This window comes from Gaetbulibacter aestuarii (assembly GCF_039537665.1).
In the GTDB taxonomy this organism is placed as follows: Bacteria; Bacteroidota; Bacteroidia; order Flavobacteriales; family Flavobacteriaceae; genus Gaetbulibacter_A; species Gaetbulibacter_A aestuarii.
Map to the genome: position 1 here is coordinate 86,582 of NZ_BAABAY010000002.1, position 13,266 is coordinate 99,847.

Genomic DNA, 13,266 nt, shown 5'->3' on the forward strand with positions numbered 1-13,266 from the left:
ACATTTCTAAGCATTTTATTACTTATAAATACATACTTCATGAGGTATTTGATACTTACCTGAAAACTTCTCAGGATGACATTTCAATTTAATATTTACACATTATGGGCGGCGAAGGCTTTATGATGCATGCCAATAAATCTCTTAAGGAAAATCGATCCTTGTTGGCCAAACGCAAAGACAAACAAAATTTACAAGGAAGTTATGCCAAGGTAAAACTGGCAAAATTCCCGAAAGCAACCAGTGAACAACTGGAAAAAATAAGGAAACGCATGCAAGCCGAAAATAGAAGGAACAAAATAATTCTGATCATTTCGTTTGCACTTATTAGTATCGTTGTAACCTCTTTCATATTTTTATATTTGAATTAAATTTCTTAACTTCAAAACAAGTAATTTAGATACTTAAAAAAGATCCTTCTTATCAAAATCTCCTTAGGTATTAATAGCCTGATTTTTTTCAGGCTTTTTTCATTTTATTAAAAAAAGATTGACTTATGACAAAAGTCATATTTTGCCCCGCTCTTTTGAAGGAACTTTGTATCGTAATATTAAAACTACAAATCATGAAAACCGCAAAAACACGTAAGTATTATGCTTTAATAGCCTTAATTACCTTGGGGTTATTAACTGTCAATCTGGTTTCAGCCCAAGAGTTTAAACTTAATGACAATGCTTCTACTTTAAAGGTTTTGGGTACCTCGAATTTGCATGACTGGCATTTACAGGGAGAACAAAAAAGTGGTGAAATCACTTTTGAAGATCTTGGTAAATGTGCCATTAAAACCTGCGATTTCAAAGTGAAATCTGAAGCCCTTTTAAGTGGGAAAAAAGCCATGGACAAAAACACGTTCAAAGCGCTAAAAACCGATGAATACAAAAACATCACATTCAATTTAGTTAAAGTGGACAATGTTCTTGAAAAGGGCGCAAACAAGTACCTGGTAAAAGGCCATGGCGACTTAACCATTACTGGCGTAACCCAACGGATTCCTATTGAATTCAATGTGGACATAAATCAGGGAAAAATCATTTTAGAAGGAACCAAAAAAATAAAAATGACAGATTATAATGTAGATCCACCAACAGCCTTATTTGGCGCCATTACTACAGGCGACGAATTAACCATAGAATTTAAAAACATTTATCAATAAAAACTATAACACCAAAAAAAAACAAAATCATGAGAACAATATTTAAACACAGTGTATTATTCGTAGCATTACTGGCAGGCGTTAGTATGTATGCTCAAGACAGGAACTTAGATAACTTCAGACCACCTAATAAAAATGGCGTGGATGTGTTTGAAGCTCCAAAGGATAGCGTATCAACCTTTGATGGCGTAAAAGTACGCGTAGGAGGTGCATCAACACTACAATTTCAAGCCATCTCGAATTCAACTGATGGCGCACCAATTAAAGAGATAGGCAGCAACTTTAACTTAGCAACTGCCAACCTTGATCTAGATGTTGCTTTAGCTGCCGGTGTGAGAATGCATTTAAGAACTTACTTGTCATCTCGTCACCACCATGAAACCTATGTAAAAGGAGGATATTTCCAAATCGATAATTTAGATTTCATTAGTGAGGGCTTATTAAGTGATTTTATGAGTAAAACCACTATTAAAATAGGTCATATGGAAAACAATTATGGTGATGCACATTTTAGAAGAACTGATAACGCACAAGCCATTTATAACCCATTTGTTGGCAACTTGATCATGGATTCATTTACAACTGAAGTTGGTGCTGAGGTTCTTTACAGAACACCTAGCGGTTTCTTTGGAATGGTAGGTCTTTCAAATGGAAAATTAAATCAAAATGTGAAAGAATCTAATGGAACAACAGGAGGGGCTGCCTTCTTAGCTAAATTAGGTTTCGATAAACAAATTGATAGCGACTTTAGATTCAGACTTACAGGATCTTTATATAATACAGGATATGCTCAAAGTGTATATTTATACACTGCCGATAGAGCAGGAGCCAGATATTATGATGTGATGCAAGCTGCTGACGCTACTAGTGATAACTTCCGTTCTGGTCGTTTTGATCCTGGGTTTAAAAACACTATTACAGCTGTAATGATCAATCCATTCTTGAAATATGGTGGATTAGAGTTCTTTGGAACAGTGGAATTAACTTCTGGTAAAAGACAAGATGAAGTAGACAGACGTAAAACAAATCAATATGCTGGAGAACTACTTTATAGATTTGGAAACGACGAAAACTTCTACATAGGAGGACGTTATAATACTGTAGATGCGGAATTGTTAGGCGGAACTGATGCAACTATTAACAGAGTTCAATTAGGTGCCGGTTGGTTCATGACCAAAAACATCTTAATGAAAGTAGAATATGTGAACCAGAAATACAATGATTTCCCAACAGGAGATATATTAGATGGCGGTCAGTTTGACGGGTTTACCGCTGAGGCCGTGATAAGTTTCTAAAAATTTAGCCCATGATGAAACAAGTCTCTGTAAATTCTAAATTTAGAATGAGTATTACAGAGGCTTGTTTTTTTTTTTAATACCTTAAGACCATGAAACGGTTTGTAATTTTAATTTTGGTTTTTTGTGTTTTCGGATTCTCATCGGATTACATCAAACGTACCCGAGTTTATGTTGCGCCCGAAAGTCAATTGGTCATTAAAGGGAAAACCAACATCAACCGGTTCAGTTGTGAGTTTGATGCCACCAATTTAAAAAATCCTATTCCGGTTTATTTTCAAAATGAGAACGGTAAAATGGTGTTTCAGGAAACCCATTTAGTTTTAAATACCCGTTGTTTCGATTGTGGTAATAAACATATGAATGATGATTTTTACGATTTACTTCACGCCGATACTTATCCTGAGATCGTATTGAATCTTCGGTCCGTTTCTTTGGATACCAATACTTCTAACACCGTAAATGCCATTGTTGATATTCATATTTCCGGAGTAATGAATTCTTATAAGATTCCTTTAAAAATTGATCAACAGGATAAAATGGTGGTAACCGGTACTTTGGAGTTAAATATTAACGATTTTAATATTGAAGCGCCAAGAAAAGCTTTAGGTCTTATTGTGGTGAGTGAATTTATTAAAATTGATCTGCACTTGAATATAGCCGAAGTCTAAATAATAACTTTAGTTTTTCAGAGTAAAGTGATCCATGGTAACTATTTGATGATCTTCTTTATCCGTTAATATTACTTTAAACCAGTAGTCATTTGTTTCCAGTTTCTTTCCTTTAAAAGTACCATCCCAGCCCATGGGGTTAGAAATTAAATCCATGCGATGTAAAAGCTTTCCAAACCTGTCGTAAATAAATATTTCAGCACCGTTATAGAATTCATAAGAAATACCTTTCACTTTCCAAATGTCATTGATACCATCATTATTTGGAGTGAAGTATCTCGGGTAACCAACAAATGCTATATTTTTAGAAATAGGTGCTTCGCAGTTGTAAATATCCCTTACATAAACCGTGTATAAACCAGGTTCTACCTGCTGAAAAATATGTGTTTTCCCCGATCCTACATAGGTCGTGCCATCCAAAGAATATTGGTAAGTACTTCTGCCATTTACGGCAATAATAACCTGGTTGTTTTCTACTTTTAGTTCCTGAAAAACAAGAATCGGTGGTTCTTTAATAATAAATTTTACGGTTCTACTGCAAACCAGATTATTCTCCGTTTTTAAAACACTTACAGAATATTTTCCTGGGTTAGCTAATGAAATATTTTGTGCTGTAGAAATAATGTTGTCATTTTCATCGCGCCATTCCCAGGCTTCATTTGTAGCTCCTCCATTTAAATTAATTCCTGAGGAGGCATTCGAATAACATAATGTGTAGCTTTCTTCAACATTTAGGGTTAAACCGGAATTTACCGTGGCCTCAAAACGCCCTATTCCGGCACAATCATTATTTTGATTTTCAATGCGAAACCAAAGTTCCGTAGAAACCGATTTATAAAATAAGGGTAAGGTGTTAGTTTTTGTTTGCGCGTCTTTTTGACTTGGATAAAAAATAACTTTTGTACTGCTCGGCAGGTTTTGACTCGCTCTGATCTCAAGTTCTTTTGTAGCCATATCGAAACTCCCAATCCCATTATTAGGAATAGCGTCGGATTCGTCGCAGGTATAAATGGGCGTTTCTTCTATAACATTTCCGTTTAGGGTTTCAAGAAAAAAATTAGTAATGGTATCACAGCCTTCCACGGTTACAATTCTGGCAAAAAGCTCTTCAGTTGTGCCGTCATTTTGATAAGCTTCCGGGTTCTGAATGATGTTCGAATTATCCTGCGCATCGCTTAGGGTATGGTAAAAGAAATAGGTGTAATCTTTTTTATAATTTTTGATTTTGGTCGAAATATCCGTTAGATTAAAAAATGAGTCATCATTCAAATTCGTGCCGCACTGCGTTAATGTCTCGCCGGGATCAATAATTGGATTTTCATAAACCTTAATGTTCTTTTCCAGGTAATAGGGTTTGCCATTATACATTATGGTGGCTTTAACTACGTAATTTCCACTTGAATTAAAGGCGTGAGAAGGCATAAGGTCCGTTGAAGTTGCATTGTCACCAAAATCCCAGGATATGGCATCTACCGGCATATACGATTCGGTTTCAAAAGGGGTAGGATCACCCACACAAGTATTCTCAGCAATAATTCTATTTTGAAAATAGGAACTGATAAAAATAGGTAAACCTTTAAAAGATCCGTTGGGACTCAAATTTACAGATTGATAAACAAATTTTGAGTCCTCAAATTCATTTTCAGGTTCCTCGATTACTCCTAAATAATCTGCTGATAATTGAGGGTTTTTTGGATCAAAATTAGCCACATAGATTTTGTTATCTACTGCCAGTTGCAGATCTCCGAAAAAGTAATCTGAAGACGATGCAATAATAATCCTTTCATTAAGTGGATCATTGCTAAACATGTGGTATTTATATAAATAACTACTGGATGAAATGTGTCCGGTAAAATAGAGAATTCTGGAATCTGCAGAAAATTCTACACCGTATGGATAAACTTCAACAAAAGGAATATTAGGGCTAACGATTCTATCTTCTGTAATTGAAGTATTGGCTATATTAAAGTTGTATAATATAATTTGGGCACCATCATAATTTGCCAGGGCTATTTTTGTTCCATCAGGGGAGATTTTCATAGCGCCTTTCGATGATTTTATTGGGGTTACCTTGGATTTTACGGGAATGTTATTTACACCGTTGCTATCTACGGTATAGATGAAAAAGGTGTCTCGAGGGTCTCCAGAGCTGTTTTCACTTCCAAACGTTATAACCTTAATAGATTCCGTTGCAATATCATGTATCGCTGTGAGTCTTTCTGTGGTTGTGTTTAAAAGGCGTCTGTTTTTTATGGTTAGTGAACCCAGTGGAAACTGATTGGAAAATGTAACTTCTGAATAGAAAAGTCCTGATGTTACCAAAGGATTCGTGGCACTATTTTCTCTGGTTAAAAAAATATAATAGGTGTTGGGATCGTTCGGTTTTGGAATAATGATCGAGGTTTGAGAATTATTTATATCGGCAGCTAGATTGTCGCCTTTATCCATAATTTCGTGATTTTTATTCCAAACTGTTTGGCCGTTCGTGTAAAATAAAAGATTCCCCTGGTCGTCTGAGATGGAGGAGCACCCGGCTGGAGTAGACATAGCCCCATTATTTAAAACGGTAACTCTAGGGTTTAAAGCGCTAAAATTCAATCCGGCGTAATCGCCAAAATACCAATTGATCGTTTCATTTTGTGATAAAACAATAGAAGAGGTAAAAAACGAAATAATTATTAGTAATCGTTTTATGAACATAAATTGAACTTAGCGTTTTTTTTGGTGAAAATAATATTAAAATATTGAAAACTATTTAATATTGGACGATCAATCAATAAACTTGATAAGTGGTATTTTAGAATTCAAATTATAAATTGTTGTAAATAAAAAAGTTACCGCGTTAACGGTAACTTTTTTAAATTATAAGTTTCTTCAGTCTAACTTAAAGCAGCCTTAATTCGTTTTAAGGCCTCCACAATTTGTTCTTTGGATGCTGCGTAGGAAATGCGAATGCAATCCGGGTTTCCAAAGGCTTCACCTGTTACGGTAGCCACTAAGGCTTCTTCTAAAAGATATAACGAAAAGTCTGTGGCATTATTTATAGTTTTTCCTCGAAGTATTTTTCCAAAATAATAAGAAACGTTCGGGAAAACATAAAAGGCACCCTCCGGAGTATTAGATTTAAATCCTTCGATATCGTTTAAAAGATCTAAAATAAGATCACGACGCGCTTTAAACTGATCGACCATATATTGCACACGAGATGGTGGCTCTATTAAAGCTGTAATTGTAGCACGTTGGGCGATACAATTAGCCCCACTGGTAATTTGTCCCTGGAGTTTATTGCAGGCTCTTGCTATTTTTTCAGGTCCGCCTATATAACCAATACGCCAACCCGTCATCGCAAAAGCTTTGGATACACCATTTACGGTAATCGTTCTATCGTACATATCATCGAATTGCGCCATACTTGCATGACCGCCAACATAATTGATATGTTCGTAAATTTCATCGGAAACAACGTATATATTTGGGTGTTTTACTAAAACATCGGCTAAAGCACGAAGTTCTGCCTCACTGTAAATTGATCCACTTGGATTACAGGGAGAGCTATACCAGATCATTTTTGTTTTAGGGGTAATGGCAGCTTCGAGCTGCTCCGGGGTCATTTTAAAATCATTATCAATACTCGTTTGAACTTCAACCGGAGTACCTTCAAATAATTTTACAATATCCGCATAACTAACCCAATAGGGGCATGGTAGAATAACCTCGTCACCGGGATTGAGCATCACCCCGGCAATATTGGCCAAACTTTGTTTTGCGCCTGTAGATACCACAATTTGATTTGGCGTGTAGTTCAGATTATTATCCCGTTTGAATTTCGTGATTATGGCTTCTTTTAACTCGCCATAACCGTCAACCGGGGAATATGAATTGTAATTCTCGTTAATGGCTTCAATAGCGGCATCTTTTATGTAATCCGGGGTATTAAAGTCGGGTTCACCCAAACTTAGTCCGATAATGTCTTTGCCTTCTCCTCTGAGTTCTCGAGCCTTGGCCGCCATCGCTAGAGTCGCCGATGTAGCCATATTTAAAATGCGTTCTGAGAGTAAATTCATTTAGTTAAAAGTCATCAATTTAAACTTGCAAAGCCGGTTTCATACCCATTTCTCTTAAGTGTTTAAAATGGGCAATAATAGCTTTACGTGTTGTTTTATATTCGTTGTAAGGTAGATTGAACTCTTTAGCTGTTTCACGGACAATTTTTGATATTTTGTTGTAGTGAATGTGGCTAATGTGTGGGAATATATGGTGTTCAACCTGATGATTAAGACCACCTGTAAACCAATTTACAATTCTATTTTTTGTGCCAAAATTAATGGTTGTATGCAATTGATGTACCGCCCAGGTATTTTTCATGGTACCATCTTTTTCCGGTAAAGGCATTTCAGCATCTTCCATAACATGGGCTAATTGAAATACAACACTTAGGATTAATCCGGCGGTGTAATGCATTATAAAAAAGCCTAAAAGGATTTTCCACCAGGCAAGATCTAAAAACAGGATTGGAATAAGGATCCATACGCTGAGATAAATAATTTTTGAGATCACTAATTTACTCCAGTTCCAAACAGGATTTGGAAATTTTCCATAAGAGAGTTTACGCTTCATGTAACGTCTCATTTGTTGGAAATCAGTAGTGATGGCCCAATTAATTGTTAATAATCCGTAGAGTAAAATGGAGTAGTAGTGTTGAAATTTATGATACCATTTCCACTCGGAATGATCTGTAAATCGTAAAATACGTCCGGCATCAAGGTCTTCATCATGGCCGTGAATGTTGGTATAAGTGTGGTGAAGTACGTTGTGTTGTACTTTCCAGTTGTATACATTTCCTGCCAAAATGTAAATACTACTTCCCATTAATCGGTTTATCCATTCTTTATTTGAGAATGAACCGTGGTTCCCATCATGCATTACATTCATGCCAACACCTGCCATTCCGATGCCCATAACTATGGTAAGCAAAAGTTGCGCCCAGCCGGGGATCTCTAAAGTTAAAATTAAAAAATAAGGTGTTAAGAAAATGGAGAACATTACGATGGTTTTAAGCCAAAGTTTCCAATTACCGGTACGTTTTATTTGATTTTCCTTGAAGTAGGAATTCACACGTTTATTCAGGGTTCTAAAAAATTTAGCAGAATCTGTTCTTGAAAATGAAACTGTTTGTTTTGTCATGCTATTAAATTAAATGTGATATTTAGATGGTTGGTATATCATATCTATGGCAAATATAAATATAAACCAAGTGAACTAATAACGTTTTGATGTAAAATAATGTATTTAAAAACTATATTTTTGTTGAAAATTTAACAGGAATGGACCTAATTCTAAAATATTTTCCTAATCTAACTGACGAACAAATCAAGCAATTCAAGGCTTTAGAGGACTTATATCAAGACTGGAATCTGAAGATCAATGTCGTATCACGAAAGGATATTGATGAATTGTATTTACGTCATGTTTTACATTCTCTTGGCATTGCTAAGGTTATTGAGTTTAAAGCTGGGACTCGTATTTTAGATGTTGGAACCGGTGGCGGATTTCCCGGAATTCCCCTGGCTATTTTGTTTCCAGATTGTAATTTTCATCTGGTAGATAGTATTGCTAAAAAACTTAAAGTAGTGGATGAGGTGGTTGCCGGTTTAGGTCTCTGTAATGTTAAAACCACCCATAGTCGTGTGGAAGATATCGAGGGGCAATATGATTTTATTGTGAGTAGAGCAGTGGCTTACATGCCTACTTTTGTGCATTGGGTAAAAGGTAAAATAGCTAAAAATCAGAATAACAATCTCAAAAATGGTATCTTATACCTTAAGGGCGGTGATCTCAGTGAAGAACTCCAAACCTATGAAACCGCTAAGGTTTACGAGTTAAGTTCTTTTTTTAATGAACCCTTCTTTGAAACCAAAAAAGTGGTGCATTTACCGCTAAAGTCCAGGGGTTAAAGTCCTTGTAATTCCCGTAGTTTATTTACAAAAAAGTAATATTGATTTTGGTACCAAAAGGTGCTTGCATAAGCTTCAGGATCATCTGTGGAAATGCCGAGAACCTCTTTAGCTTTTTCAAAGTTAAGTTTTGCTAAATTCGTATTTCCCAATCGGAGATACGCTAAGGATAAACCCAATAAGGCGTCGAAATCATTAGGATCGAAACTCAGTGCCTTTTGAAAATCACCGGCAGCGTCATCAAAACCTCCAAGCATCAGCGCAGCGGTGCCGCGGTAAAAGTAGCCAAACGGATTATTTTTATCCAAACTAATGGCTTTGTTAAAATCAATGTAGGCTTCCTTGTAATAGTTAATGCCTAAAAATAGTTGTCCTCTGTTCATGTAGGCTTCGGGAGTACCAAAAACAAATACGGCTACGGTGTAATCTTCAATGGCCTTTTTATAGTCTTCCAAAGCCTCATAAGCCGAAGCTCTCAGGGTATAGACCTTAGGATAATAGGAGTTTAATTCAATTACTTTTGTGTAATCTTTTATGGCTTCCTGATAGTCTCCCAGGTCAAATTTCACGCAGGCCAAACTGAATAGGGCATCCACAAAACCGGGATCGAGTTCATAGGCTTTTTGGTAGTCTTCTTTAGCGCCTTCAAATTCCTTTAAACTGTATCGTAAATTACCTCGATTAAAATAGGTGTCAGGATCTGGTTTGATCAGAATTATTTTGGAATAATCTACGATAGCTCCGGAAATATCACCCTGCTCAGTTTTAGCCAAAGCTCTATAGAACAAAGCGTCTAAATTTTCAGGTTCTAATTCAAGAGCCTGAGAATATAATTCTATTTTGGTATCGACATTGTCAGCTCGATCTGCCTGACGCATCAATTTTTTAGCCTGTCCGAAAACTGACATACCTGTAATCAGGCATAAACAAAGCATTAATTTTTTCCAATTCATATGTATTGGGGAACTAAGTGGTTGTGTCATTAAAGTTAGAATAATTTTTTTATGATGTACAAAAAATATGCCATTAAAAATACGATAAAACCAGAGGTTTATATGAAAAAAACCACCTTTAAAAGGTGGTTTTTTATTTCAAAAACAGCTGTTTTATTTTATTCTCCTAAAAACGGATAACGATAATCTGTAGGAGTTACAAAGGTTTCTTTTACCATTCTTGGAGACACCCAGCGCAATAAGTTTTGCGCACTACCTGCTTTATCGTTTGTACCTGAATTTCGGGCACCACCAAAAGGTTGTTGCCCAACAACGGCACCTGTTGGTTTATCATTAATGTAGAAGTTACCTGCACTATTTTGTAAGGCTTGAGTCGCTTCTGTAATGGCGTATCTGTCTGTTGCTAAAATAGCACCGGTTAAACCGTATTCACTGGTTTGGTCAACAAGTTTTAAGGTTTCAGAGTATGCATCATCTTCATAAATGTAAATGGTTATGATAGGTCCGAATAACTCTGTATACATCGTTTTGTACTGCGGATTTGTGGTAACGATAATGGTTGGATCTATAAAATAACCTTTACTCTTATCGTAATTTCCACCAACAATAATTTCGGCATCATCATCTTTTTTAGCTTGATCGATATATCCTGCTAATTTATCAAAAGCGCCTTCATGGATTACAGCGGTGATGAAGTTACTCATATCTTCCGGTGATCCCATTTTGAAGGATTTCACATCTTCAATAACAAACTTTTTAACATCCGGCCAAATAGATTTTGCAATGTAAGCTCGAGAAGCAGCACTACATTTTTGACCCTGGAATTCGAAAGCACCACGGGCAATAGCTGTTGCTACTTGTTTAGCATTGGCAGTTTTGTGTGCTACAATAAAATCTTTTCCACCGGTTTCCCCAACGATGCGTGGGTACGTTTTGTAATTATGAATATTATTTCCGATTTGCTTCCATAAATTCTTGAAAACTGTTGTTGATCCGGTGAAATGCAAGCCTGAAAAATCAGGGCTGCTCAGGATAACCCCGGTAATCATAGCCGGATCGCCCATCACCATGTTGATAACACCTTCAGGAACACCGGCTTCTTTAAAGACATCCATAATGACTTTCGCAGAATACACCTGGCTATCACTTGGTTTCCAAACCACAACGTTACCCATTAAGGCCATACAAGACGGTAAATTACCCGCAATAGCTGTAAAGTTGAACGGTGTTACAGCATAGGTAAAACCTTCCAATGGGCGATATTCGATACGGTTCCATGCGGCACTTGTGCTTTCAGGTTGCTCTTCATAGATCTCCTGCATGTATTGTACATTAAAACGCAAAAAGTCTACCAACTCACAAGCTGAATCGATCTCTGCCTGGTGAATATTTTTAGACTGCCCGATCATGGTTGCTGCATTTATTTTAGCGCGATACGGACCTGCAATCAGTTCTGCGGCCTTTAAGAAAATCCCGGCACGTTGTTCCCATGGCATTAAGCTCCAGGTTTTACGGGCTTCTAATGCTGTGGCTATAGCTTCTTCAACATGCGATTTATCGGCAACATGATAGGTTCCAACAATATGCTTATGATCATGAGGTGGCGACATCGTTCGTGTATTTCCTGTGGTTACATCTTTACCATTAATATGTAAAGGAACTTCCACCTGGCTGTTGAACATTGTTTTGTAAGCCTCTAAAACCTCGGCGCGTTCCGGTGATCCCGGTGCATAGGATTTTACAGGTTCGTTAACTGCAATCGGCACATTAAAAAAGCCTTTTCCCATAATTTTTTTGTTTTTTCGTTTCTAATTTTAATTAATTTACAAATCTATGAATTTTAAAGTGATTAGTCGAATGGATTTACCCTTAAAAGCACGTTAAAGTTTATTCTGTTTTTGTAAGTTTATTTTGAGCTTAAAGACTAAAAATCATATGTGTACTGTAACTTTTATTCCTAAAAATAATTTAGATTTTATCCTGACCTCAAATCGTGATGAAGACCCGCGCAGGGCATCCGGAGCACCGGATTTTTACAGTCGACATGGGGTAACGGGTTTATATCCAAAAGATTTGCGCTCCGGTGGAACCTGGATCGGGGTAAGTGAACGAAGTAGGTTGGTATGTGTGCTTAATGGCGCTTTTGAGAAACACGAACGCAAAGCGGAATATCGCAAAAGCAGAGGGCTGATTGCCCTGGATCTTTTATTTGCTGAACATTTGGATGCTACTTTAAAGGATTATGATCTACACGATATTGAACCTTTCACTGCTATTTTGGTAGATTGGAATATCTTGTTGCGTTGTGTGGAATTGGTGTGGGATGGAAATGAAAGATACATTACAGATCTACCGATGGAATCTAAAATTTGGTCTTCAAGTCCGTTGTACACTCCCAAGATGAAATCGGAACGGCAGGAATGGTTTGATGATTTTAAAGCAAATTCTAAATTAGATGCAAAATCTGTGCTTGAATTTCATAAAACGGCCGGCGCAGAAACTGAAGATTATGGTGTAATTATGGATCGTGGATTTGTGAAAACTACGAGTATTACGCAGCTTGAAAAAAAGGGTTCTGATGTTTTTATGCATTTTGAAAGCCTTCAACAGGATGTTATAACGGAGCAGCGGTTACAATTATCTTAAAAATAGGTTTAAATTTTATTGAAAAGTGCGTTAGTGATTGTAGCGGTATCCTTTTTTGAGGTACGATAAAAAAGATTTAGCGGAAAGCACGACCCGCAGGGGAACGCCCTAATTAATAGCGAATGGTGCGCTTAACTTGAAGGTAGGAATGGTAACCTGAAATTTTTTGGTAGTGGTGAAATTTATCATATCGTAGTGACCGTGCATAGCGCCAAATGGCGACCCGAGCAAACAACCGGACGTGTAGGTATGAGATTCACCGGGTTTTAATACGGGTTTTTTGCCAATAACGCCTTCGCCGGTAACGATCTCGACATTATTTAGGGCATCCATAATTTCCCAGTGGCGTGCATTGAGCTGCACAGAATCTTTGCTTTGATTTTCGATAGTTACGGTATAGCCAAAGGCGTATTGGATCTTGTAATTTTTATAGAACGACCCCTCGAAGGTTGTCTCTACCGAAATTTTTATACCACTTGTTATTTGTTGAACCATGTATTAACTGTAAATAAACCATGTGTTTACGGAGGTAAAAGTAATAAATCTTGGTGGTTTTGTGATGTATTTTAACGAATTTGATGCAATTTTTAGCTA

12 protein-coding genes are annotated in these 13,266 nt (G+C 36.8%); 6 read left to right on the forward strand and 6 right to left on the reverse strand.

Going from position 1 to position 13,266, the window contains the following annotated elements; all coding sequences use genetic code 11:
* Positions 1-104: 104 nt before the first annotated feature.
* From ABD682_RS08970 to ABD682_RS08985, 4 genes are all read left to right on the forward strand, one after another.
* Complete coding sequence (locus tag ABD682_RS08970; RefSeq protein WP_344740905.1) at positions 105-371, forward strand: hypothetical protein; 267 nt, start codon at positions 105-107, stop codon at positions 369-371.
* A gap of 194 nt (positions 372-565) precedes the next feature.
* Positions 566-1,153 (forward strand): YceI family protein, encoded by a 588-nt coding sequence (locus tag ABD682_RS08975; protein ID WP_344740906.1) that lies wholly within the window; start codon positions 566-568, stop codon positions 1,151-1,153.
* 29 nt (positions 1,154-1,182) lie between these two features.
* Entirely contained in the window at positions 1,183-2,448 is a 1,266-nt protein-coding gene (locus ABD682_RS08980) for a hypothetical protein (protein ID WP_344740907.1), read from the forward strand.
* Positions 2,449-2,540: 92 nt separating this feature from the next.
* Positions 2,541-3,119 carry a YceI family protein gene (locus ABD682_RS08985; protein ID WP_344740908.1) on the forward strand — a complete coding sequence of 193 codons (579 nt, stop codon included), beginning with the start codon at positions 2,541-2,543 and terminating at the stop codon, positions 3,117-3,119.
* A 9-nt stretch (positions 3,120-3,128) separates the two neighbouring features.
* Here ABD682_RS08985 and ABD682_RS08990 read toward each other — a convergent pair whose 3' ends face one another.
* From ABD682_RS08990 to ABD682_RS09000, 3 genes are all read right to left on the reverse strand, one after another.
* Positions 3,129-5,819 (reverse strand): T9SS type B sorting domain-containing protein, encoded by a 2,691-nt coding sequence (locus ABD682_RS08990; protein WP_344740910.1) that lies wholly within the window; start codon positions 5,817-5,819, stop codon positions 3,129-3,131.
* 179 nt (positions 5,820-5,998) lie between these two features.
* Positions 5,999-7,183 carry a pyridoxal phosphate-dependent aminotransferase gene (locus ABD682_RS08995; RefSeq protein WP_344740911.1) on the reverse strand — a complete coding sequence of 395 codons (1,185 nt, stop codon included), beginning with the start codon at positions 7,181-7,183 and terminating at the stop codon, positions 5,999-6,001.
* Positions 7,184-7,202: 19 nt separating this feature from the next.
* The gene (locus tag ABD682_RS09000; RefSeq protein ID WP_344740912.1) at positions 7,203-8,303 is read right to left on the reverse strand and encodes a fatty acid desaturase family protein; all 1,101 of its coding nucleotides are present in this window, start codon (positions 8,301-8,303) and stop codon (positions 7,203-7,205) included.
* A gap of 140 nt (positions 8,304-8,443) precedes the next feature.
* Here ABD682_RS09000 and rsmG point away from each other — a divergent pair, with 140 nt between their 5' ends.
* Positions 8,444-9,073, forward strand: a complete 630-nt coding sequence (gene rsmG / locus ABD682_RS09005; RefSeq protein ID WP_344740913.1) for a 16S rRNA (guanine(527)-N(7))-methyltransferase RsmG — start codon at positions 8,444-8,446, stop codon at positions 9,071-9,073.
* On the opposite strand, the gene ABD682_RS09010 is transcribed toward rsmG, so the two are convergent.
* Together ABD682_RS09010 and pruA are read right to left on the reverse strand one after the other, a co-directional pair.
* Entirely contained in the window at positions 9,070-10,056 is a 987-nt protein-coding gene (locus ABD682_RS09010; RefSeq protein WP_344740914.1) for a tetratricopeptide repeat protein, read from the reverse strand. The two genes, rsmG and ABD682_RS09010, sit on opposite strands and share 4 nt — an antisense overlap.
* 128 nt (positions 10,057-10,184) lie before the next feature.
* Positions 10,185-11,813: an L-glutamate gamma-semialdehyde dehydrogenase gene (gene pruA, locus ABD682_RS09015; RefSeq protein WP_344740916.1), complete on the reverse strand. Its 1,629-nt coding sequence runs from the start codon at positions 11,811-11,813 to the stop codon at positions 10,185-10,187.
* A gap of 148 nt (positions 11,814-11,961) precedes the next feature.
* Between pruA and ABD682_RS09020 the strand changes: the two genes are divergently transcribed.
* Positions 11,962-12,672, forward strand: coding sequence for an NRDE family protein (locus ABD682_RS09020; RefSeq protein WP_344740918.1), 711 nt, complete (start codon positions 11,962-11,964; stop codon positions 12,670-12,672).
* Positions 12,673-12,780: 108 nt separating this feature from the next.
* On the opposite strand, the gene apaG is transcribed toward ABD682_RS09020, so the two are convergent.
* Positions 12,781-13,167: a Co2+/Mg2+ efflux protein ApaG gene (gene apaG, locus ABD682_RS09025; RefSeq protein ID WP_344740919.1), complete on the reverse strand. Its 387-nt coding sequence runs from the start codon at positions 13,165-13,167 to the stop codon at positions 12,781-12,783.
* Positions 13,168-13,266 lie beyond the last annotated feature (99 nt).

What these genes read in the sequence shown, in the direction of transcription:
- pruA (WP_344740916.1), bottom strand. Translation starts at nt 11,813, where the DNA reads ATGGGAAAAGGCTTTTTTAATGTGCCGATTGCAGTTAACGAACCTGTA.
- apaG (WP_344740919.1), bottom strand. Translation starts at nt 13,167, where the DNA reads ATGGTTCAACAAATAACAAGTGGTATAAAAATTTCGGTAGAGACAACC.
- ABD682_RS09000 (WP_344740912.1), bottom strand. Translation starts at nt 8,303, where the DNA reads ATGACAAAACAAACAGTTTCATTTTCAAGAACAGATTCTGCTAAATTT.
- ABD682_RS08995 (WP_344740911.1), bottom strand. Translation starts at nt 7,183, where the DNA reads ATGAATTTACTCTCAGAACGCATTTTAAATATGGCTACATCGGCGACT.
- ABD682_RS08970 (WP_344740905.1), top strand. Translation starts at nt 105, where the DNA reads ATGGGCGGCGAAGGCTTTATGATGCATGCCAATAAATCTCTTAAGGAA.
- ABD682_RS09010 (WP_344740914.1), bottom strand. Translation starts at nt 10,056, where the DNA reads ATGACACAACCACTTAGTTCCCCAATACATATGAATTGGAAAAAATTA.
- ABD682_RS09020 (WP_344740918.1), top strand. Translation starts at nt 11,962, where the DNA reads ATGTGTACTGTAACTTTTATTCCTAAAAATAATTTAGATTTTATCCTG.
- ABD682_RS08985 (WP_344740908.1), top strand. Translation starts at nt 2,541, where the DNA reads ATGAAACGGTTTGTAATTTTAATTTTGGTTTTTTGTGTTTTCGGATTC.
- ABD682_RS08975 (WP_344740906.1), top strand. Translation starts at nt 566, where the DNA reads ATGAAAACCGCAAAAACACGTAAGTATTATGCTTTAATAGCCTTAATT.
- rsmG (WP_344740913.1), top strand. Translation starts at nt 8,444, where the DNA reads ATGGACCTAATTCTAAAATATTTTCCTAATCTAACTGACGAACAAATC.
- ABD682_RS08990 (WP_344740910.1), bottom strand. Translation starts at nt 5,819, where the DNA reads ATGTTCATAAAACGATTACTAATAATTATTTCGTTTTTTACCTCTTCT.
- ABD682_RS08980 (WP_344740907.1), top strand. Translation starts at nt 1,183, where the DNA reads ATGAGAACAATATTTAAACACAGTGTATTATTCGTAGCATTACTGGCA.